The sequence below is a fragment of the Hirschia sp. genome (assembly GCF_058892565.1).
In genome coordinates this window covers 158889-180148 of sequence record NZ_JBZXVU010000003.1, presented here as the reverse complement: position 1 = coordinate 180148, position 21260 = coordinate 158889, and the positions used below count along the sequence as shown (strand labels likewise).

General features: G+C 45.6%; 17 protein-coding genes and 1 pseudogene. 10 read left to right on the top strand and 8 right to left on the bottom strand.

The annotated features are described in order from the left end of the window. Positions 1 to 148 precede the first annotated feature (148 nt). From AC5EF3_RS01500 to AC5EF3_RS01490, 3 genes are all read left to right on the top strand, one after another. Positions 149 to 535, top strand: a complete 387-nt coding sequence (locus AC5EF3_RS01500) for an NADH:ubiquinone oxidoreductase subunit NDUFA12 (protein ID WP_015827741.1) — start codon at positions 149 to 151, stop codon at positions 533 to 535. Then, positions 528 to 1028, top strand: coding sequence for an MlaD family protein (locus tag AC5EF3_RS01495; RefSeq protein WP_015827740.1), 501 nt, complete (start codon positions 528 to 530; stop codon positions 1026 to 1028). The genes AC5EF3_RS01500 and AC5EF3_RS01495 overlap by 8 nt, the downstream gene beginning before the upstream one ends. 107 nt (positions 1029 to 1135) lie before the next feature. Continuing rightward, entirely contained in the window at positions 1136 to 1789 is a 654-nt protein-coding gene (locus tag AC5EF3_RS01490; RefSeq protein ID WP_493546756.1) for a DUF2155 domain-containing protein, read from the top strand. 41 nt (positions 1790 to 1830) lie between these two features. Here the strand turns inward: AC5EF3_RS01490 and aat are convergent. The 4 genes and pseudogenes from aat to aroQ all read right to left on the bottom strand — a co-directional run. Next, a pseudogene (aat, locus tag AC5EF3_RS01485) lies at positions 1831 to 2400 on the bottom strand (leucyl/phenylalanyl-tRNA--protein transferase); the annotation flags it as partial. A gap of 9 nt (positions 2401 to 2409) precedes the next feature. Beyond that, entirely contained in the window at positions 2410 to 3753 is a 1344-nt protein-coding gene (gene accC, locus AC5EF3_RS01480; RefSeq protein WP_041302191.1) for an acetyl-CoA carboxylase biotin carboxylase subunit, read from the bottom strand. A gap of 9 nt (positions 3754 to 3762) precedes the next feature. Then, the gene (accB, locus tag AC5EF3_RS01475; RefSeq protein WP_493546755.1) at positions 3763 to 4233 is read right to left on the bottom strand and encodes an acetyl-CoA carboxylase biotin carboxyl carrier protein; all 471 of its coding nucleotides are present in this window, start codon (positions 4231 to 4233) and stop codon (positions 3763 to 3765) included. Beyond that, positions 4233 to 4685 (bottom strand): type II 3-dehydroquinate dehydratase, encoded by a 453-nt coding sequence (gene aroQ, locus AC5EF3_RS01470; protein WP_015827736.1) that lies wholly within the window; start codon positions 4683 to 4685, stop codon positions 4233 to 4235. Before aroQ ends, accB begins: the two co-directional genes overlap by 1 nt. Before the next feature lie 106 nt (positions 4686 to 4791). On the opposite strand from aroQ, the gene thiS reads away from it, so the two are divergent. Both thiS and AC5EF3_RS01460 read left to right on the top strand, forming a co-directional pair. Continuing rightward, entirely contained in the window at positions 4792 to 4992 is a 201-nt protein-coding gene (gene thiS, locus AC5EF3_RS01465) for a sulfur carrier protein ThiS (protein ID WP_015827735.1), read from the top strand. Then, the gene (locus AC5EF3_RS01460) at positions 4992 to 5780 is read left to right on the top strand and encodes a thiazole synthase (protein ID WP_015827734.1); all 789 of its coding nucleotides are present in this window, start codon (positions 4992 to 4994) and stop codon (positions 5778 to 5780) included. The genes thiS and AC5EF3_RS01460 overlap by 1 nt, the downstream gene beginning before the upstream one ends. A gap of 107 nt (positions 5781 to 5887) precedes the next feature. Here the strand turns inward: AC5EF3_RS01460 and AC5EF3_RS01455 are convergent, their stop codons facing one another. The 3 genes from AC5EF3_RS01455 to AC5EF3_RS01445 all read right to left on the bottom strand — a co-directional run bounded on the left by AC5EF3_RS01455 (position 5888) and on the right by AC5EF3_RS01445 (position 10974). Beyond that, complete coding sequence (locus AC5EF3_RS01455; protein ID WP_493546754.1) at positions 5888 to 6631, bottom strand: DsbA family protein; 744 nt, start codon at positions 6629 to 6631, stop codon at positions 5888 to 5890. An 88-nt stretch (positions 6632 to 6719) separates the two neighbouring features. Then, positions 6720 to 8108: a M48 family metalloprotease gene (locus tag AC5EF3_RS01450; protein WP_015827732.1), complete on the bottom strand. Its 1389-nt coding sequence runs from the start codon at positions 8106 to 8108 to the stop codon at positions 6720 to 6722. 154 nt (positions 8109 to 8262) lie between these two features. Then, positions 8263 to 10974: an Rne/Rng family ribonuclease gene (locus AC5EF3_RS01445; protein WP_493546753.1), complete on the bottom strand. Its 2712-nt coding sequence runs from the start codon at positions 10972 to 10974 to the stop codon at positions 8263 to 8265. Positions 10975 to 11397: 423 nt separating this feature from the next. On the opposite strand from AC5EF3_RS01445, the gene AC5EF3_RS01440 reads away from it, so the two are divergent. From AC5EF3_RS01440 to prfB, 3 genes are all read left to right on the top strand, one after another. After that, complete coding sequence (locus AC5EF3_RS01440; protein WP_493546752.1) at positions 11398 to 12594, top strand: N-acetylmuramoyl-L-alanine amidase; 1197 nt, start codon at positions 11398 to 11400, stop codon at positions 12592 to 12594. 129 nt (positions 12595 to 12723) lie between these two features. After that, positions 12724 to 15636 (top strand): penicillin-binding protein 1A, encoded by a 2913-nt coding sequence (locus AC5EF3_RS01435; RefSeq protein WP_493546751.1) that lies wholly within the window; start codon positions 12724 to 12726, stop codon positions 15634 to 15636. A gap of 93 nt (positions 15637 to 15729) precedes the next feature. After that, positions 15730 to 16843 (top strand): peptide chain release factor 2 gene (prfB, locus tag AC5EF3_RS01430; RefSeq protein ID WP_493546750.1). Its coding sequence is split into 2 segments (ribosomal slippage): positions 15730 to 15798 and positions 15800 to 16843, totalling 1113 coding nucleotides; the frame shifts between segments, so codons are not numbered across the junction. A 96-nt stretch (positions 16844 to 16939) separates the two neighbouring features. On the opposite strand, the gene AC5EF3_RS01425 is transcribed toward prfB, so the two are convergent. After that, positions 16940 to 18826, bottom strand: coding sequence for an AMP-binding protein (locus tag AC5EF3_RS01425; protein WP_493546749.1), 1887 nt, complete (start codon positions 18824 to 18826; stop codon positions 16940 to 16942). A gap of 219 nt (positions 18827 to 19045) precedes the next feature. On the opposite strand from AC5EF3_RS01425, the gene AC5EF3_RS01420 reads away from it, so the two are divergent. Beyond that, on the top strand, positions 19046 to 19771 hold the full coding sequence (locus AC5EF3_RS01420) for a thermonuclease family protein (protein ID WP_493546748.1): 726 nt from the start codon (positions 19046 to 19048) through the stop codon (positions 19769 to 19771). A gap of 109 nt (positions 19772 to 19880) precedes the next feature. Then, positions 19881 to 21221 carry a glutamate--tRNA ligase gene (gene gltX, locus AC5EF3_RS01415; RefSeq protein WP_493546747.1) on the top strand — a complete coding sequence of 447 codons (1341 nt, stop codon included), beginning with the start codon at positions 19881 to 19883 and terminating at the stop codon, positions 21219 to 21221. The last annotated feature ends 39 nt before the right edge of the window (positions 21222 to 21260 follow it).

The following is a 21260-nucleotide window of genomic DNA, read 5'->3' as shown; positions in this document are numbered from 1 at the left end:
TTCAATAGTGCAATATATGTTGTGTTAATGTGTGGATTTTCCCACAAGATTTTGTATGACACAGGTTTGATGAAATCTCATGGCTGTTGGCGCTGGACGTAATGCCTTGAGGGGATTACATTCGCCGCAAATCTCTTAAGGAGCGCGCATGTCTGTTATTGGCTGGTGGAAAAACACCACTATTGGAACTCGTTTTGATATCGGTCGTCGTGCCGTGTTTATCGGTGATGATGAATGGGGCAATAAGTTCTATGAAGAAAAGAAGCCGAGTCAGGAAGGTCGCAAGCGGCGCTACGTTATTTATAACGGTGCAGCAGAGCCATCGCGTATTTCTCCAGACTGGCACGGCTGGATGCACCATACTTTTGACAAACCTCCAACGGAAGAACCATTGGTGAAAAAGTCTTTTGAGCTTCAACACCAGCCAAATTTGACTGGGACTTTGTTAGCTTACAAACCTAAAGGTAGTTTGTGGCGTTCAGACGAGCGTACTAAAACTGCCGGTGATTACGAGGCATGGGATCCAGATGCGTGATTCATTATTTGAAACAATCGTAGGTATTGCTGTTGTTGCAGCTGCGGGTGTTTTTCTGTGGTTTTCATTACAACAATCAGAAAAAACAGCTGGAAATGGAAGTTATGAACTGACTGCTCAGTTCACTGGTCCAATCAATGGAGTTCTTCAAGGAACAGATGTACGTTTGATGGGCGTAAAAGTCGGCGTGGTTACGGATGTTGAGTTAGACAAGGCACGTCTCGTTCCTAAGATTACCATGAATGTTGCTGAAGGTATTGAATTGGACGAAGATACAACTGCCAAAATAGCGTCAGATGGGTTTTTGTCTGGGCCTCATATTGCATTGCTTCCTGGTAGCGGATTAGCAATGCTCGAACCTGGTGATGAAATACTCTACACAAGTGGTTCCGTTGAACTTGGACCTTTATTGACTGAGTTTGCGACATCTCTTGATGGGCGATTGAAGAATATTGCCGAGGCAATATCTGCTAATAATTCAGCAGCCCAGTAATATTTTATGTAGAATTTATTTGATGACATATGCCTAACACATTTAGGCATATGATCAGGGAATGATGATTGAATTGATTCTGATAGAAATTTGTGGAGTTCACGAAAATGCGTAAATTAGGTTTGTGCTCTGCATTTGTTGCTGTTGGTGTTTTGATTTCGGCTACTCAAACAGCATTTGCACTCGATCCACGACCGGGTGTGAAGGTGCGAGCGCTTGAGAAAATTACAGGTAAGGCAACAGATATTGAAATCGAATTGGACGAGACTGTCCAATTTGGTGGTCTTGGGCTAACTGTCCGTGCTTGCCATCAATCACCACCGGAAGATCAGCCACCTGAAGCAGCTGCATATCTTGAAGTGATATCTATGGGAGTGAATGCAGAGACCGGCACAGCAAAGGATGATGATCCAAGGCTTTTCTCTGGATGGATGTTTGCGAGTTCTCCGGGGTTAAATGCGTTGGAGCATTCGCTTTATGATGTTTGGGTAATCAGTTGCAGTGCTGCTTTGCCGGAAACCGAAGCAAAGCCATTGGATTTGTATGAAGAATCCAATCTGGGGTTTGATGCTATTCCAGAAGAAGCACTTCCTTCATCAGATATCAATGAATCTGCATCGATGGGATTGCCTTCAATTGATGATTTTAACCCAGAACCAATATTCGTCGAAGAAGCTGATTTAGAAGCGGTTCCCGTCGAGCGCTCTGGGTCATTTATAGATTCAATTTCTATCCCGAAGTCGTCCATTGATGAGGATTGAATAGCACTAAAATCAGAATAGAAATCACCATTCGCTTTTAGTGCTATTGCTAATTTATTTTGAAATTCATGGCGTGGAATTTCTATCGCACCTAAGCTTAACAAGTGTTCGGTAATGAATTGGGTGTCTAATAAGATGTAGCCGCCAGTCAATAAACGCGCCACGAGATGAACAAGAGCGACTTTTGATGCATTGGAGCGTGTAGAGAACATGCTCTCGCCAAAGAAGGCTCCGCCTAAACTTACACCATAAAGTCCACCGACTAATTCTGAATCTTTCCAGCATTCAACGCTATGCGCGTATCCTTGTCGGTGTAGAGCAGAATAAAGGTTGATGATAGGCGTGTTAATCCAAGTGGATTCTCTGTTTTCATATGGGGCTGCGCATGCTTCCATCACACTTGTAAAGGCGGTATCAAAAGTCACTCGGAACTCATCTCTTGAGACCGTTTTTCTCAAACTTTTAGATATATGCAATGCATCGAGAGGAATTATTCCTCTCTGATCTGGGTCAACAATGAATAGCTGAGTGTCGTCGGCATCTTCCCCCATGGGGAAGACACCGCGACGGTATAGATTCAGCAAATCATCTGGGCCGAAGCCACCACTCATAATTTTGCCTTAGGATTCTCTAGCTAGAAAATGCTCTAGCCAATGAATATCATACTCACCTTTTGCAACATCTTCATTTTCCACGAGACGAAGATGAAGTGGAAGAGTCGTTTCCACACCAGATATTACCATCTCATCCAAAGCACGCTTTAGGCGCAGAAGGCATTCTTCACGTGTCATACCATGCACGATCAGTTTACCTATCAAGCTGTCATAATGAGGTGGGATTTTGTAACCCGTATACATGGCGGAATCGAGACGGACGCCTAAGCCACCGGGGGCGTGGAAGTCTTTGATTGTACCTGGAGATGGTACAAATGTGACTGGGTGTTCTGCATTGATCCGGCATTCTATAGCATGACCGATGAATTGCACATCCTTTTGTTTAAAGGATAGTTTTTCGCCCGAGGCAATTCGGATTTGCTCTTGAACAAGGTCTTTGCGAGTGATCATTTCAGTTACAGGGTGTTCAACCTGTAAACGCGTGTTCATTTCAATAAAGTAGAACTCATTGTTTTCCCAGAGGAATTCAATTGTTCCAACACCGCGATAGCCGAGCTTTTTAATTGAAGCACAAACTCGCTTACCAATTTCTGCGCGTTCAGATTCAGTAAGTGCAGGAGAGGGTGCTTCTTCAAATACTTTCTGGTGACGACGTTGCAGAGAACAATCACGTTCACCAAGATGAACAACATTACCGTGAGTATCCGCAATCACTTGAATTTCAATGTGACGTGGCTTTTGAAGGTATTTTTCTATGTAAACAGCATCATCGCCAAAAGCTGCTTTAGATTCTGTCCGTGCAGTACGGAAGGCCGTTTCTAATTCATCTGGTGTTAGTGCGACTTTCATACCGCGACCACCACCACCAGCAGAAGCTTTGATAATAACAGGATAACCTATCTGTTTGGCTACTTTTTGAGCCTCAGCCACATCTGCTACACCGCCGTCAGACCCAGGTACACAGGGGACACCTGTGCGGATCATGGCATCTTTAGCTGCGATTTTGTCACCCATTAGACGGATGTGCTCGGCTGTGGGTCCAATGAAAGCAATGTCGTGCGCTTCAACGATTTCAGCAAATTTGGCATTCTCTGAAAGGAAGCCATATCCAGGGTGAATACCATCTGCCCCAGTGATTTCAGCCGCAGCCATGATCGCTGGAATATTGAGATATGAGTCCACAGAAGCTGCAGGTCCGATACATACACTTTCATCGGCCAGACGCACATGCATTGCATCGCGGTCGGCTTCTGAGTGGATAGCAACGGTCGAAATGTTCATTTCTTTACAAGCACGGTGAATTCGCAGTGCGATTTCACCTCTGTTTGCTATGAGAACTTTATTTATCATCATTGTGGCCTATTCGATCACCACAAGAGCTTCACCATATTCAACTGGCTGACCATCAGAAACCAAGATTTCTTTTACAATACCAGATTTAGGAGCGCTTACTGGATTGAATGTTTTCATCGCTTCAACGAGTAAGATAGTTTGTCCCTGCTTAACATTTGTACCGACTTCGATGAAGGGGGCTGCACCTGGTTCAGGTGCGAAATATGCAGTACCGACCATAGGAGATTTAACCGCATTTGCATTGTCTGCTGGTGCAGCAGCTGGTGCCGCAACCGCTACTGGTGCAGCGACCGGAGCGGCAGCTGGTGCCATCATTGGCGCTGAAGCTGCGTAAGAAACTGCAGCCGGTTCTGGCATGGAAACGCGAATACGCAATTCGCCATGTTCAACTTCAATCTCGCCAAGATTGCCATCTGTTAGGATGTTAGCGAGTTCACGGATAAGTGCCGTATCTAGCTTTTCGACTTTATCAGCCATTATTTAATGCTCCGTTTGTTCACGAGCGAGACAGCCGCTTCAACGCTTAGGCTATATCCGGCAGATCCAAAGCCTGCAATAACTCCATTTGCACATGGAGCGACATAACTGTTTGCGCGAAATGACTCGCGAGAGTGTGGGTTGGACAAATGCAGTTCAATAATTGGTATTTCCAGTGTCTTGAGTGCATCGTGGATTGCAATTGAGGTGTGAGTATAGGCAGCTGCATTTAAAATCAACGCAGAAGCTTTATTTCTTGCCTCTTGAATCCAATCCACTAGTTCGCCTTCATGATTTGATTGACGAAAGGTAAGTTTCGCGTTCAATTCACTGGCTTTGTCACTAGCGATTTTTTCTATGTCCTGTAATGTCTCCTTCCCATAAATCTCAGGTTCTCTCGTTCCAAGTAGATTTAGGTTTGGACCATTTAGACAATAAAGAATAAGACTCATAAGCACCTCGTAATTCTGCAAACTCGCAAGATGAGACTAAAGACGCAAGCACGTTCTTATGTAAAAACAAAGAAATACGATGAAAACTATAGAAGAGAGGCAAAATATGCAGCTAATTCTCAATGGAAATTCAAAAGAGTTGGATGAAGGCCTGACTTTAGGTCAGTTCTTGAAGGACTTGGGATTGCCAGAAAAAGGTCTGGCTGTAGAACGAAACCTCGAAATCGTTCCAAAATCCGCTTACGATTCTACGCAATTGGAAGCTGGCGATCGCTTGGAAGTCATTCAATTTGTAGGAGGCGGCTGATGCACGCTGAGACCAACCCCAAAGATGTTCTAACAATTGCTGGGCGCGAGTTTAATTCCCGTTTGATTATCGGGACGGGTAAGTATGCTAGCTATGAACAAAATGCAAAAGCAGCAGAGGCTGCAGGGGCTGAAATCGTCACGGTTGCTATTCGGCGCGTAAATGTGATGGACCCTACACAGGAGCGTTTGAGTGATCATTTGAGCCCAGAAAAATTTACATATCTTCCCAACACTGCGGGCTGTTTTACAGCTGAAGATGCACTGCGTACTTTACGCCTAGCGCGTGAAGCTGGTGGCTGGAAGCTAGTGAAATTAGAAGTGCTCGCTGACCAGAAAACACTTTATCCTGATATGGTGGAAACACTACGGGCTGCGGAAGTTCTTATAAAAGAAGGCTTTGAGGTCATGGTGTATTGCACGGATGATCCTGTATATGCACGCCGCCTTGAGGATGTGGGATGTTGTGCGATAATGCCTTTAGGCGCGCCGATTGGATCTGGTTTGGGAATCCAAAACCCTATAAATATTCGCTTGATCGTCGAGCAATCTAAAGTGCCTGTGCTGGTTGATGCCGGCGTTGGAACAGCGTCAGAGGCTGCGATTGCAATGGAGCTTGGTTGCGATGGCGTGTTGATGAATACGGCAATTGCTGAAGCGAAAGACCCGATTCGGATGGCGCGTGCTATGAAACATGCTGTTATCGCTGGACGCGAAGCTTATTTGGCGGGGCGTATGAAGAAGAAAATGTATGCGGATCCTTCTTCGCCTTTGGCTGGTTTGATTTAGCCAAACGTTGATTGGATTAGCTTTTATCTAATTTAAAACGGCGGCACTATTTAGATAGTGCCGCCGTTTTATTTTGATATTTTCTTTAAAAATCAATGCTTACATAATTAGCCACGGGCTTCGGAAATGTATTTGTCCAACATAGGGAAGTTGGCACCTGATACAAATTTCCCATTCACGTAAAAGCTTGGCGTTGCTAGAATATCTGCTTGTTCGGCTAGTTTCATCGTATCTTCTAAAAGGCGGTATACAGTAGCGCTTTCCATGTCTTTAGAGAGCTGCTGAACGTCTAGCCCTTCTTTTTCAGCAATTGAAAGTATCCGGCCTTTTGTTAGGCCGTTTGCTTTCATCATAGCAATGTGTAGTTCTTTATACTTGCCTTGCATGCTGGCAGCTACAGATGCTCTTGCGGCGAGTGCTGAGGTTTTAGTTCTAGAATCTAGAACAGGCAATTCCATGAATATTACTTTTACATCTTTGGAAGCGACTTGCGTCATCACCCAATCCGTTGATTTTTTACAGAATCCGCAATTGTAATCAAAAAATTCAACAATGGTGATTGGCGCGTCTTTATCACCAAGGATCGGCGCGTTTTCCAGTGCAAGGAAAGCGGGCAGGAATTGCTTTTTTTGTTCTGCTTCTGCAAGCTCTTGTCTCGCTTCTAAGGCTTGAAAGGCTTCAACGAGAACTTCAGGATTGGCGACCAAATATTCATGAACGATTTTTTCAATTGCCGCTTTATCGGTTGTTGAAACTTTGCCCGCGGGTTCCGATACCGCTTGTGAGCAAGATGCCGCAAATATGAGCGCGGCACTCGCGAGTGTCGTTTTTATTGTGGAACCCATGTTCATTCGTTATCAGTCCTTTAGGCAAAATTTGTGCTGTTGGTTCATACATAGTGTGTAAACACTTGCGAATATATTAGCAGATAATCACAACTTAGTGAGCAGTTACTGTGAGCTGCTGACTGAAACGGTTGCCCTGTCTACCTGATCGCATTTGAACCTGAGTGATGGCCGAGATGTCATCAGCTCGACGCCATTTTGGTGTGCTTTCAGCTAAGTCTTCTTTGGCACGACTAGCAAATACATTCGCACGGACATAGTCACCTATCGCATAGGCTGATTCAGCCGTCGCGAGTTCTGCTTCGGCATTGCGACCCAATGCACCAAGTGCAAACGACATTTGTTGCCAAGCATAACCATTATCTGGTTCTAGTATGAGAGCTTGGTGAAGCAGAGTTTCTGCTTCTTCGTTTGCTTCTTTCGTCTTTAAAGAAATTAGAGACTGGGCAAGGTTCACATATAATAGAGAGTGTTTTGTTGAAAGTTCTAATGCTTTCCTGTGGTGAGGAATTGAATCTTCAAACTTGCCGTTCTCAAACAAAATCTGTCCAAATAGTTCTTCAAAATATGGGTTGTCTGGCTCGATTTCTACAAGTGCAGCTATTTCTTTTAAAGCAGCTGTTTCATCATGATTACGGTGGGCGGCAATGGCTCTGGCATAACGCGCCGGTGTAGATAAATCAGTCAATGGATATTTGATGTAAGTTGAACGTGGCTGCAAGAAACCAATCAACTTAGCTTGCATCATATCCAGTTCACGCTGGTAATCGGGTGAAAGTGGAGCGGATTTGGCTGTGATTGTTTCTGCGCGATGACGTAATGCACCAATACGTGGCCCAGTTTCTGGGTGTGTGCGATAATAGGGGTCTTGGCGCATTGTCGACATAACTTCAGACACGCGAATTTTCTCCATAAAGGAGACCAGGCCATCAGCTGGGATGCCTGTTTGCTCTAATAATCTTAACCCAGTTTGGTCGGCAGAGCTTTCTTCAATTCGAGTGTATTTAAAGAAAGTCAGGGCTGCTGCCTGTTGGGAAGATGCCATCAAAGCGATACCTGCATCTGGTGCGCCTGCTGCAACAGCTAGAACACCAAGACCGAGTGCGATCCATGAAGAGCCCTGAGCTGATCCCATGGCTTGTGTACGGGTAATATTGTGACCGCCAATAATATGGCCAGCTTCGTGCGCCATGACGCCGAGAATTTCTTGGGGTGTCTCTGCTTTAATGAGAAGCCCTGTATGAAAGAACATATTTTGTCCGCCACTTACAAAAGCATTCAAGCTATTGTCATTGACTATGTATATATTCACTTCATCAGGATTTAGACCGCCAGCTTCAAATAGCGGCTTTCCATATTTTTTTAGTGTCGTTTCGATTTCAGCATCACGCACCAAACTTTGTGCATTTGCAGAAAGAAGTGGGACGAAAAGCAATGCCGCGGCCAGAGCCACGACATGTGGCAAACGTTTAAACACGCCCATTTAGACGGTCTCCTTCATAACCCCACGGTATACAACTATATCCCTGTGTTTTTTGTATCTTAAATTACGAATACAAAAAGAAACACCCCTGAGACTGATCAATAATTATCAACTAATCTCAAGGGTGTATGTCTAACTTAAGGCAATCGAGCGCCTATTTTCTGTTCCACCAACCAATTTTGCGTTTTTTAGGCGCTTTCTCTTCCGCGATTGTAGAGGTGTTCGCGTGCAAGGAGTGGAGAGAAGCCGTTTCTTCCGCTGGTGCAGGTTCTGTTTCTGCCGTCTCTGCTTTTGCAGGTGCGTCTATTTTTACTTCAGCAACTGGCTCAACGGGAGCTTCCTCTGAACTTTTAGGTGCAGAAGTGGACTCATCTGATTTTGAAGTCTCAGAATCTGATTCGCTCTTTGCCGGCTCTTCTTTGGTTAGAGGAGTCGAAGCGTCATTTGCTTCATGAGACACGTCTGTTGTTGGCTCTGACATAGTAGGAGCTGGCACTTCAGTTTCCGCTGGTTTAGCTTCTTCTTTAGTTGCAGCCTCTACGGCTTCTTCTTTAGAAACGTCCGAAGCAATTGCTTGGCTTTCTTCTGAAGTGTTGCTTTCATTTGTGTCAGTGTTGCCGTTTTTGCGACGTCGTCTACGACGTTTTCCATTTCTGGAACGCCCGTTTTCATTGTTGTTTTCTTCAGAGTTGGACTGTGATTCTGCTGTGACTTCTTGTTCCGCCTCATCCTCTTCTTCTTCTGGGGAGACGATTGCGAGAAAGGGCGCAGATGCAACAGCATCCAACATTTCTCCTCCATCCATTGCAACATCTGGTGTGCGACGACGGGGGCGACGACGGCGAGGGCGACGTGATTTTGAAGCGTTGGAAGAATTATTTGTGTCTTCGCTTTCTTCTTCACTATCTCCATCTATGACTTCCATACCGTCAGCAGAAACTTCTGAACCAGTCTCGTTTCCACGGCGACGACGTCCACCACGACGACCACGTCTGCGACGGCGTGAGTTTTCATCTAATTCATCATCGTCTTCCTCGTCTGAGGTGTCGTTTTGTTCAGAATTATCAACTGCTTCTTCGTCCTCTTCTGGACGACGACGACGACGTTTCTTTGGCGTTGCATCAATTGGAACAATTGGCTTGTAGGCAATGATATTGCCATCACCTGTTGCTTCAATTGCAAAGTCACCAGGCATCATTTCATCATCAGCACTGATGAGAATGTCTGCGCCTGTACTTGCTTCCATTGATGTTATGGAATCGCGTTTGTGGTTTAGGATGTAGAGAGCAACTTCAGAAGGCGCTTTTGCTGCAACGCTATCCACGCGTCCATCAGCGCCGCGTTCTTCGATAGCACGAAGTAATTGCAATGCAGCTGATTCAATGGAGCGGTTACGTCCTGTTCCTTGACATGCTTTACAAGGCTCAGAAGATAATTCGAGGACTCCTGCACGACGACGTTGGCGAGAGATTTCGAATAATCCAAATTGACTGATACGTCCTGTTTGAACGCGTGCGCGGTCAATAGAAAGACAATCCTTCATTTTCTTTTCAACAGCGCGATTGTTTTTGGATTCTTCCATATCGATAAAGTCGATAACAACGAGGCCTGCTAAATCACGAAGGCGCATTTGGCGACATACTTCAGCTGCGGCTTCAAGGTTTGTCTTGACTGCGGTTGCTTCGATATTGCGTTCGCGTGTTGCTTTACCCGAGTTTACATCAACTGCAACAAGAGCTTCTGTCTGATTAATCACCAGATATCCACCAGAAGGTAGCTGAACGACTGGTGAGAAAATATTATCGAGCTGAGCTTCAACCGCTTGAGATATAAATAGCGGCGCTTTGTGGCTATGCTCTATCACCTTTTCTGCGTGATCCGGCATTAGCATGCTGATGACGTTTTTCGCCTGAACGTATGCTTCTTTGCCTTCGACGATTATGTTGTCGATGTCGCGATCATAAAGGTCACGAATAGCTCTAAGCACAAGGTCACCTTCCTCATGAATAAGGCAGGGGGCCATCGAGTCTAGCGTTTGATCTCGAATGGTTGACCACAATCTTATAAGGTAATCATAGTCTCTGCTGATTTCAGATTTGGTGCGCTTGGCACCCGCTGTTCTGATAATCAGACCCATGCCTTCTGGCACAGAGAATTCGCCCATGATTTTTTTGAGGCGTTTGCGATCTGCGGCGTTTGCGATTTTACGGCTGATACCACCGCCGCGCGCCGTGTTCGGCATGAGTACACCATAACGTCCCGCGAGGGATAGATATGTTGTAACAGCCGCACCTTTATTGCCGCGCTCTTCTTTAACTACTTGAATGAGCAAGACCTGACGGCGCTTGATAACCTCTTGGATTTTATAGCGACGAGATGGCTTTTGATGACGCGGTTTAGGCGCGCGTTGTTTTGCATTGTCGTCATCAGAACTTGAGTCAGTGTCTTCATCTACAAGCGTATCATCGCCTTCAGATGACAGATTTTCTGTCTCAGAATTTTCATCAGATGAGTCATCTGAATCATGATTATGTTCAACGGAATCTTCTTCATCAACATCATCATCATCATGACGAGATGACGCCATTGTTTCAGCAAGAAGGGCTTCACGATCCTCTTTAGGGATCTGATAATAATCTGGGTGGATCTCAGAAAAAGCAAGAAACCCGTGACGGTTACCACCATACTCAACAAAAGCTGCTTGGAGCGATGGCTCCACGCGGGTTACTTTTGCAAGATAAATGTTCCCTCTTAGTTGTCGTTTATCACGTGCCTCAAAGTCGAAGTCTTCGATTTGTCCGTCGGCGACGACCGTCACCCGAGTTTCCTCTGGGTGAGCAGCGTCGATCAACATGAGCTTGCTCATGTAGGTTAGCCTCATTGTTATTAGGCGGGGCGGCGCAATTGTTGGCGACCAGCATCCCGCTATGTCTGAATAGGGTATGCGTCATTTGACGCTTTCCAGAGCGCGCAAAGCAGATTTCAGATTGTGATAGGGTCTTGCCCATCTTTTTCCTTATCCGGCGGCTGGCTTCCTTACTATTTGGATCTGCCAGCTTCGCACGTTTGAAACTCGAATATCTAAAATGGAGCAGTCTAGCGTTTTTTCGCTAATATGGACTTGCTTCATTAGTGCTGCATAAACGCAACAGGTTACTAACTTGCACAATCTTTTAGAAAAAAGAAAGATAAACTTTGCCGCTAATTGGTGTTTAATCTGCCTTAATTCATTGTTCGTATAGATAAAGCTACTATTTTAGGCTGATCTTGGCGGAGGAATGCAGTTTTGTTGCGACACGTAATTTTTGTTGTTGGATGCTTGGTTTATGGCATTCTAGGCAGCGTTGCATCTGCAGATTCAAATAAAATAGCAAGAATCACCGAAGTGCGATTCGGTGAAAACGGGGCTGCGACGCGTGTCGTTATTGATGCAAATGAGCCTCTAAATTATGAATATTTCACCCTCTCAAATGGCTCAAAGCGCATTGTTTTGGATATGCCGCGTCTGCGATGGAGTATAAATGGCCTAACAAGTGAGGCTGGCAAAGGAGACGGTGGTGGCCTGGTTATGCAATACCGATATGGCCACAATTCACCGTCTACATCTCGGCTTGTATTAGATTTAGATCAGCCTGCTGACATCGTAAATGCTTTTCGAATTAAACCTAAGGGTGATGAAAAAAGTCACCGGATTGTCCTTGATCTGAAGAAAATTTCAGATGTGGAATTTGAAGCCAAAGCTAATGATGATGGTTCGAAAAGTCATAAAAGTCTGGCTAAAAACTACAAAACAAGAAAACCACTTGTATTCATAGATGCGGGTCATGGAGGCAAAGACCCCGGTGCTATTGGTGTGCATAATACTAGAGAAAAGGATGTTGCGTTAGCTGCGGCGCTAGACCTTAGACAAATGTTACTAGCGACCAAACGTTTTGATGTTGCTATGACACGAGACACAGACGTTTTTATTGAGCTGGAAGATCGCGTTAAAATAGCTCGCTCTTATAATGTCGATTTGTTTATTTCTCTGCACGCAGATGCTGGGAAAAAACCAGAAACGCGTGGTGCTTCAGTTTACACTTTGTCTGCTTCCGGTGAGAAACGTTCTGACAGATTAAAAAATTCCAACAATTGGATGTTAGAGATCGAAAAAGATGAAGAGCGCTCAGAAGAGGTGACGGCGATACTGGTTGATTTGGTGAAACGGGAAACAAAAAGCCGGTCAGCAGAGTTTGCAGAGTTATTAATCCCTTCAATCACCAAAAATAGATGGCCTACTTTACGAAACACGCACCGAAAGGCCGGTTTTTTTGTGCTGTTAGCACCAGACGTTCCAGCAGTCCTATTTGAGATGGGCTTTATGACGAATGCAGCAGATGAAGCGATTTTAACTTCTCCACGCGAACGAAAAAAACTTATAAAGGGTATTGCAGAAGCTATAGATATCTTTTTCGCAGATCAGGAATTTTACGTCGCGCAACGTTAAGCTTTTAAAGTTTTTCAAGACACGCCATAAAGTTACCTAATTGCGAGGTGATTCTCGACAGGTTTGCAGCTCAGCGTCATAATTGGTCTCAGGTTTGAGTCCGTCTAAGTGAATAGGTTTGAATACTTTATGTTTAGAAAACTGCTTTTTCTCGCAGCTTTTTGTGCCGGCCTTGTAGGGGCAGGTATTCTTGGATGGGTTTATTCAGTCACACGCGACTTGCCTGCGCCCCGTGAACTCAAAACATATGAGCCGCCTATTACTAGCCGTGTTCATGCCGGTGATGGAACGCTCGTTGCAGAATTTGCGCGTCAGCACCGCGTATTTATTCCCAAAGAAGAATTACCAAATCGGGTTATTCAAGCTTTCTTGTCAGCTGAAGATAAGGATTTCTACGAACACAATGGAATTGACCCTAAAGGTATAATACGTGGTGTCATATTAAATGGTATACGCGGAAGACGTATTACGGGTGGTTCTACAATTACCCAACAAACCGTCAAAAACATGCTGGTTGGATCTGAACGTTCGATTGTACGCAAAGTGCGCGAGGCGTTTGTTGCCCGCCGTCTGGAAAGCATTTTTACTAAAGATCAAATTTTGGAACTTTATCTGAATGAAATTTATTTGGGTGGGCGCTCATATGGTGTGGGTGCGGCTGCAATAAATTATTTTGGAAAACCTCTGCGTGATCTCACAATTGCTGAGGCAGCATTGCTTGGTGCGATGCCTAAAGCACCCGGAAAAGTAAACCCCTACCGAAGAGCAGACGCTGCAGTGGCGCGACGTAATTGGGTTATCTCACGGATGGCGGTGAATGGTTACATCACTGAAGAAGAGGCTGAAGAGGCTCAAAAAGAACCACTCACCACTGTTGATGGGCTCAGAAGCGACGAAGTGCTCGCATCGGCTTATTTCGTTGAAGAAGTGCGCAGAGATATTCTGCGCCGTGCAAAAGAGGGTGAGCTTAAAGGCGTCGATTTTGATCCTTATGCAGAAGAAGCTGAGCAACAAGTTGCAGCTGAAAAGCTATTATATGAGGAGGGGCTATCAGTCCGTTCAACACTCGATTCGCGTTTTCAGTTGGCGGCCCAAACTGCTTTGCAAATGGGATTAGAAACCTATGATCGCCGAACGAAATTCTATCGCGGTCCGTTTGCGAAAATTGAAAAGCCTACCGATGACTGGGATAATGCCCTTTTTGAAATTAGTACGCCAAGTGGTTCAGGACATTGGAAAAAAGCGGTTGTCCTCGCTGTAGATGATAAAGCAGTTAAACTAGGGTTAGAAGAAAACAAGACAGGTTGGTTGGCCGAAGAAAGTCGAAAATGGGTAAAAACCTACAAATCAGCCGATGGAAAATCATCAGGTTTAAAGGTTGGGGATGTTATTCTTGTAACGCAGCAGCTTCCTCCTAACGTCCTTGAGCGGACTATTATGGATGAAGTTACGCCTAAAGAAGATGCGCCTTATCACGTAAGACAATTGCCCGGTGTTGAAGGGGCGTTGATTGCGATGGACCCGCACACAGGTCGGGTTTTGTCTATGGCGGGCGGATATTCATTCTGGCGATCACAATATAACCGTGCTGTTCAAGCTTATCGTCAGCCTGGATCATCTTTTAAGCCTGTTGTTTATGCGGCGGCTCTAGATAGTATTGACCCGAAAACCGGTAAAAATTTCACACCTGCAAGCACGGTTCTTGATGCTCCTTTCGTTGTTGATACGCCGCAAGGTTTGTGGAAGCCGGGCAATTATGCCGCTGGAAGTTTCTATGGCGAGTCGACTTTACGGTTGGGAATTGAGAAATCGAGAAACCTAATGACTGCGCGATTGGCGCAGGATGTGGGGATGGAAAAAATTGCAGAATATGGCCGTAAACTTGGAATTTATCCATATCCTCCGGCAGATGCGACAGAAGAAGAAGCACGCCGAATTCTTGGACCTCAGACATATTTATCTCGCACTCTTGGGGCAGGAGATACAACGCCAATAAAAATGGCGACGGCTTATGCTATGTTCGTCAATGGCGGTAAGCGGATTGAACCAGTTTTCCTTGACCGTATTCAAGACAGATATGGAAAGACAATTCAGCGTCGTAAAACACAAGAATGTGTAGACTGTAATGCGCCATGGTCTGGCCAATTGCCGCCTGTGTTTGAAGATATGCGCGAACAAGTTCTCGATCCGATTACAGCTTATCAGACCGTCTCTTTGATGGAGGGAGTTGTTCAGCGTGGAACGGCATCAAGATTACGGGTAATCGGTAAGCCAGTTGCCGGAAAAACCGGTACAACGAATGATTATATGGATGCGTGGTTCGTTGGCTTTTCACCTGATCTCGTCGTCGCAGTATGGGTTGGATATGACACACCTCAAACACTAGGAAACGGGGAATCCGGTGGTCGAGTCGCAGCGCCAATCTTCCGCGATTTCATGATGAAAGCTCTACAGGAAGCACCATCAATGCCATTCCGCTTGCCATCAGGTGTACGCTTGGTGAAAGTCGATGCGAAGACAGGAAAACTGCCCGATCACAATACGCGAGTAACTATTCTTGAAGCATTTAAACCCGGCACGGAACCTGGTGGAAATTCAGAAGATCTAGATTCATGGATTGCATCACTCGAAGCACAGCGTAACCAATCGCAATCTGGTAGCGAGGGTACATATTCTGGACCTGACGCTTCTACATATGGTGATAATTCAGTGAATGAACCATCTTTTGAATATGATGATCAGGATGGTGTGACCTCGAATGGAAACGGTGATTTTTCACCTTATGATTCTTCATCGACGGCGAATGATAATTCAGCGCCGCTGAATGGTCGTGTCCAATTAGGAGAGGAAGCTGACGGTTTAGGTGACCTTTCTGTGGGTGATGTGGCCAGTCCAACACCAGCGGCAACGCCATTTCGAGATTTAGGGTTTGGTCGTGATGCGCAACAATCACAATCTCCGAATTTAGGGCAGGCTACCCCCTATCAACCACCCGTTCGAGAAGAAGAACCAGATCAAGAGCTTGAATACGGCACGTATTAAGGGCTATTGCTGGCGTTCTTCGTTTTCTGAACCGATTCAACCTTGGTATAACAAGGCGAAATCGGACTTTAATTTAATGCGATCGAGATATTTATGACCCCTGAACTTCAGGCAATGGCCGATAAAATCCAGCAGTCTATTGAACTGCTGAGGAGGCGTCTTTGACTGGGATGTATCCAGCAAAAGACTAGAAGAATTGAATGCTCTTTCTGAAGATCCTGATTTTTGGAATGATGCTGAAAACGCTCAGAAATTAATGCGAGAACGCACCAAGATCGTGACTGCGATGGACGACATCACAGCATTGGAAACAGAGATTTCTGACGCGGAAGAAATGACAGAGATGGCCGAGATGGAAGGTGATAATAGCCTTCTGGAGGATATCGTTGAGTCCATGAAAGCGGCTCTTATCCGTGCGGAACGCGCTGAATTAAGTGCGCTGCTATCTGGCGAAGTTGATGGCAATGATTGTTTCGTTGAGATCAATGCTGGAGCAGGAGGAACGGAAAGTCAGGACTGGGCTAATATGCTTCGGCGTATGTATGTGCGTTGGGCGAATGCGCATGGTATGAAGGTTGAAGAATTAGACAGTCATGATGGTGAGGAAGCGGGTATTAAATCTGCGACCCTGAAAGTGTCTGGTGAAAATGCCTATGGCTGGTTAAAAAGCGAATCTGGTGTGCATCGCCTTGTTCGAATATCGCCGTTTGATTCAAATGCGAAACGTCATACTAGTTTTTCTTCTGTTGCTGTTTCTCCGGTGTTGGATGATACAATAGAAGTTGAAATTGAAGATAAAGATGTACGAACAGACACTTATCGTGCCTCTGGTTCAGGTGGTCAGCACATCAACAAAACCGACTCGGCTATTCGTTTAACGCATGCGCCAACAGGTATTGTAGTGGCGTGTCAGTCAGATCGTTCGCAACATAAGAACAGAGCTTCGGCTTGGAACATGCTTCGCGCACGTATTTATGAACTGAAAATGCGAGAACGTGCTGAAGCAGCACAAGCGAATGCGGATGCAAAAACCGATATCGGATGGGGGCATCAAATCCGGTCGTATGTGCTTCAGCCTTATCAGATGATCAAAGATCTTCGTACGGGTGTCGAAACATCAGATACTAAAGGTGTTCTTGATGGGGATTTGGATAAATTCCTAGCAGCGTCACTATCTGCGGCTGTCGGCGGCGATAACGAAACTTAGTTTTGGTAAAAAAATGCCTGCTTCCAAGTTTTCGGGGGGAGGTTGGAAGCAGGCTAGATGTTTCCATGGTTGGAAACATTCGTGTGTCGTATCAATTTATGAAGCGCAAGCTGCGGCAATGGAATCTAGTCCGGCAGGGTCATCAAGGGTTGCGGGTGTGACCCAATCTTCACCATCAATAATCTGACGAATGGTTTTTCGTAAGATTTTTCCACTGCGTGTTTTAGGAAGTTTGGAGACGATATGGACTCGCTTGAACGCAGCGACAGGACCTATCGTGTCTCGAACTTTGGCAACTAGTTCTTTGATGAGAATATCATCTTGGATGGTGTTTGCCTTTTTTAGGACAACAAAGCCAACTGGTGTTTGCCCCTTTAAGGAATCTGCAGCGCCAACAACGGCGCATTCAGCAACGCTTGGATGGCTAGCGAGAACTTGTTCCATGCCGCCCGTGGATAAGCGGTGACCAGCAACATTAATGAGGTCGTCGGTTCTGCTCATCACATGCACAAAGCCTTCATCATCAATGTATCCGGCGTCACCTGTGGAGTAAAATCCCTCATGTTCAATAAGGTAGCTTTCCAGCATTTTATCATTGCCTTGCCAAAGTGTTGGCAAACACCCTGGTGGAAGAGGAAGTTTGATTGCTATGTCGCCGGTTTCTCCAGTGGGTACGGGATCGTTGTTTTCATCAATTATCTGAATATCAAAACCAGGAACAGCGCGCCCTGCTGCGCCGTGTTTTGTATGCGTATCACCAAGCCCCAAACAAGCTGCCAGAGCAGGCCAGCCAAGCTCGGTTTGCCACCAATGGTCGATAACCGGTTTTTTCAACATGGTTTCGGCCCATTGCAATGTGTCTGGGTCGGCGCGTTCACCTGCAAGGAATAAAGCTTTTAGAGATGAGAGGTCTTTGTTTTTAAGATATTTACCTTCTGAATCTTCGCATTTGATTGCACGGATTGCAGTTGGGGCAGTGAAGAAGATATCTACGTGGTATTCTTCTATGACGCGCCAGAACGCACCGGGATCAGGTGTACCTATTGGCTTGCCTTCATAGATTATTGTCGTGCAGCCAGCCAATAAGGGGGCGTAGGTGATATAGGAATGACCTACGACCCAGCCTATGTCTGAAGCGGCCCAATATACATCGCCCGGGCTTGTGCCATAAATATGTTTCATGGACCAACAAAGTGCAGCAGCATGTCCGCCATTGTCACGGACGACGCCTTTAGGCACACCCGTCGTACCGGATGTATACAAGATGTATAGCGGGTCAGTCGCCATAACAGGTACGCAATCAACTTGCCGATTGAATTGCATTTCGGTTAGCCAATCGACATCCGTCTCTTCATTCAAGGTAACAGGGCTTTGTGGGCGTTCGAGAATAATGCATTTGTCAACTTCGTGTTCGCATAAAGCGAGTGCTTCTTTTAAAAGCGGAGAATAGTGAACAATACGGTTTGGTTCTATCCCGCAAGATGCCGACATGACAATTTTGGGTTTGGCGTCCTCTATACGTTTGGCAAGTTCTTTTGGTGCAAATCCGCCGAAGACAACAGAATGAACAGCGCCAATGCGCGCACAGGCAAGCATAGCGAACATGGCTTCAGGCACCATTGGCATATAGATGATGACACGGTCACCTTTTGAAACACCGTATTTGACCAACATTCCGGCGGTTCTAGCAACGGCTATTTGAAGGTCTTTATAAGTGTATTGGCGTTTTTTTCCGGTAACGGGACTATCATAGATAATAGCAATTTGTTCACCTCTGCCAGCACCCACATGGCGATCAACTGCATTGTAGCAAGTGTTCATGACGCCGCCACGATACCAACGATAGAAAGGCGGGTTTGAGGCATCTAAAATGGTTTCTGGTGGTATCATCCAGTCGATGAGTTTAGAGGCTTCAGCCCAGTATTCTTGCGGTGAGTTTATTGCGTTCTCACGAAGTGTTTCCACCGATAAAGTTGCATTCATTTTGTTGTCCTGCCCCAAAAGCTTTAAAGCTTGTAATTCTCGCTTATCGTGCTGCGAAGTTTTCGATGACAATCTATCAGTTTATGTGTTGGGCTTTGAATTGGCCTTAGGTCGTATGGGACAATAGGGCGCAAATTGCTGTGCTTCATGGCGTAGCATTGCTTTGAAAATAGGTTTGGTATCAGCCTTTCGTTAAGGCTTGCACGTTAGTTTGAGGGTATGAAAATACTCTCTTTTGTCTTCTCTGTTGCGTTGGGTGCGTTAGCGTCTTTGAGTGTGTTTGCAACTGATAAAGCCAACACTACGAACGGGACGTTACAAGTAATATCAGGGCGCGCTGATGTCACGGATGGTGATAGTTTGCGAATTGGTGCTGAGCGTATCCGTTTATTTGGAATTGATGCACTGGAAGGCAAGCAAACTTGTAATTATCGCGGTGAAGAATGGGCGTGTGGTCGTTCATCCCGTAAAGCATTAGAGCGCGCTATTGGAAACAAGCTTGTGGCGTGTACGGTCTATGACACTGATCGTTATAAACGTGCTGTTTCTATTTGTCGTGTGGGTGAGATCGATCTGAATGAAGCTCAGGTTCGCAATGGTTGGGCGGTTGCCTATACGCAATATTCGACGCGATATGTAGAGGCTGAAAAAGATGCACATGCTAATAATCGTGGGATCTGGCGTTCAGAGTTTGAAAGACCGCATGAATACCGAAAGCACATTCGTGAAGTAAATGAAGCGCGGGCTAAAGCTAATCAGGCAAAACCAGTGAAAATAGGATGCGATATTAAAGGCAATATTTCTTCTGGATCTGGTAATCGTATTTTTCATGTGCGTGGACAGCGTGACTATGAGCGCACGAGCATCAATGTGAAAAACGGTGAGCAATGGTTTTGTACCGAAGAAGAAGCTTGGGCATCTGGTTGGCGAAAAGCTTCGCGCTAATTCAAATCAGTCAAAATTAACGCTAGCTCTTGCGTATTTCCTCATGTTGCGGGAATACATGCGCTAGTTTTGGCGAAAATCGCCGTGTCTAATATCTGAGAAATCATACATGTCTTGCAAAGTTCGTTTCGCACCGTCCCCAACTGGTCGTCTTCACGTAGGTAATGTGCGTACAGCACTGATCAACTGGTTGTTCGCAAAAGGACAGGGTGGTGAGTTTGTATTGCGTATTGATGATACGGATCTTGAGCGTTCCACAAAGGAATATGAAGACGGTATCAAAGAAGACTTATCTTGGTTGGGTTTGAAATGGGATGACACATTCAAACAATCCGAGCGTTTTGCTGAATATGATAAAGCGACCCAAAAGCTAAAAGCCGATGGTTTGCTATATGCGTGTTATGAAACATCCGAAGAATTAGACCGTAAGCGTAAGATTGCATTGTCTCGTGGTCGTCCGCCTGTCTACGATAGAACAGGCCTGAAGCTAACGGATGATGAGAAGGCAAAGCTCGAAGCAGAAGGGCGTAAACCGCACTGGCGCTTTAAATTATCGGGTCAACCATGTGAATGGACTGACCTTGTGCGCGGCCCGCAATCTATTGATACAGCGTCGATTTCTGATCCTGTGCTGATCCGCGCGGATGGGTCTTATCTTTATACATTGCCGTCAGTTGTGGATGATATTGATGCTAAGATCACGCATGTTGTTCGCGGTGAAGATCACGTGACAAACTCTGGTGCACAGATTGAGATTTTCCGTGCGCTTGGTGGCACAACACCTCAAATGGCGCACACGCCTTTATTGATTGGGGCTGATGGTCAGGGGCTTTCTAAGCGTTTGGGATCATTATCAATTCAGCAATTAGGACAAGATGGAATTGAGCCTATAGCCATTGCTTCTTTGTTGGCAAAAATCGGGACATCTGACGCGGTTGAGCTGAAAGATAGTCTTGAAACTTTGGCGTCTGAATTCTCTTTTGATAAGATTGGGCGTGCGCCTGCGCGTTTTGATGAAAAAGAGCTTATGGGCCTTAATGCTGAAATCACGCATGGGCTGACATTTGAGGATGCAAAAGAGCGTCTAAATGCTTTGCCGATGGGCGATCTAGCGACACCGGAATTTTGGACATTAGTCGCTGAGAATTTGCAAAAAGTTGATGATGCGGCGGTCTGGCTTCCTGTTTTCTTTGGAGAAATTGAAAAAGCTGACCTTGAAGCTGAAGATGCGGCTTTCATTGCTGGGGCTGCTGAACATTTGCCGGAAGGCGCGATCAATGAGGACACTTGGAAAGAGTGGACGAATGCTCTGAAAAGTGAGACTGGCCGCAAAGGAAAAGGCTTGTTTATGCCGCTTCGCTTGGCGCTGACAGGACAGGCCCATGGACCGCAAATGAATAAGGTGATCGAGCTGCTCGGACGTGAAAAAGTGTTGGCACGTCTAGGGTAATATCTGACAATTAAAGATAAAAAGGCCGCAGATGTATAA

Coding starts and splice junctions, on each gene's coding strand:
- AC5EF3_RS01455 (WP_493546754.1), bottom strand. CDS start 6,631: ATGAACATGGGTTCCACAATAAAAACGACACTCGCGAGTGCCGCGCTC.
- AC5EF3_RS01420 (WP_493546748.1), top strand. CDS start 19,046: ATGAAAATACTCTCTTTTGTCTTCTCTGTTGCGTTGGGTGCGTTAGCG.
- AC5EF3_RS01500 (WP_015827741.1), top strand. CDS start 149: ATGTCTGTTATTGGCTGGTGGAAAAACACCACTATTGGAACTCGTTTT.
- thiS (WP_015827735.1), top strand. CDS start 4,792: ATGCAGCTAATTCTCAATGGAAATTCAAAAGAGTTGGATGAAGGCCTG.
- AC5EF3_RS01495 (WP_015827740.1), top strand. CDS start 528: ATGCGTGATTCATTATTTGAAACAATCGTAGGTATTGCTGTTGTTGCA.
- AC5EF3_RS01490 (WP_493546756.1), top strand. CDS start 1,136: ATGCGTAAATTAGGTTTGTGCTCTGCATTTGTTGCTGTTGGTGTTTTG.
- AC5EF3_RS01460 (WP_015827734.1), top strand. CDS start 4,992: ATGCACGCTGAGACCAACCCCAAAGATGTTCTAACAATTGCTGGGCGC.
- AC5EF3_RS01425 (WP_493546749.1), bottom strand. CDS start 18,826: ATGAATGCAACTTTATCGGTGGAAACACTTCGTGAGAACGCAATAAAC.
- AC5EF3_RS01450 (WP_015827732.1), bottom strand. CDS start 8,108: ATGGGCGTGTTTAAACGTTTGCCACATGTCGTGGCTCTGGCCGCGGCA.
- accB (WP_493546755.1), bottom strand. CDS start 4,233: ATGGCTGATAAAGTCGAAAAGCTAGATACGGCACTTATCCGTGAACTC.
- accC (WP_041302191.1), bottom strand. CDS start 3,753: ATGATAAATAAAGTTCTCATAGCAAACAGAGGTGAAATCGCACTGCGA.
- gltX (WP_493546747.1), top strand. CDS start 19,881: ATGTCTTGCAAAGTTCGTTTCGCACCGTCCCCAACTGGTCGTCTTCAC.
- AC5EF3_RS01445 (WP_493546753.1), bottom strand. CDS start 10,974: ATGAGCAAGCTCATGTTGATCGACGCTGCTCACCCAGAGGAAACTCGG.
- aroQ (WP_015827736.1), bottom strand. CDS start 4,685: ATGAGTCTTATTCTTTATTGTCTAAATGGTCCAAACCTAAATCTACTT.
- AC5EF3_RS01435 (WP_493546751.1), top strand. CDS start 12,724: ATGTTTAGAAAACTGCTTTTTCTCGCAGCTTTTTGTGCCGGCCTTGTA.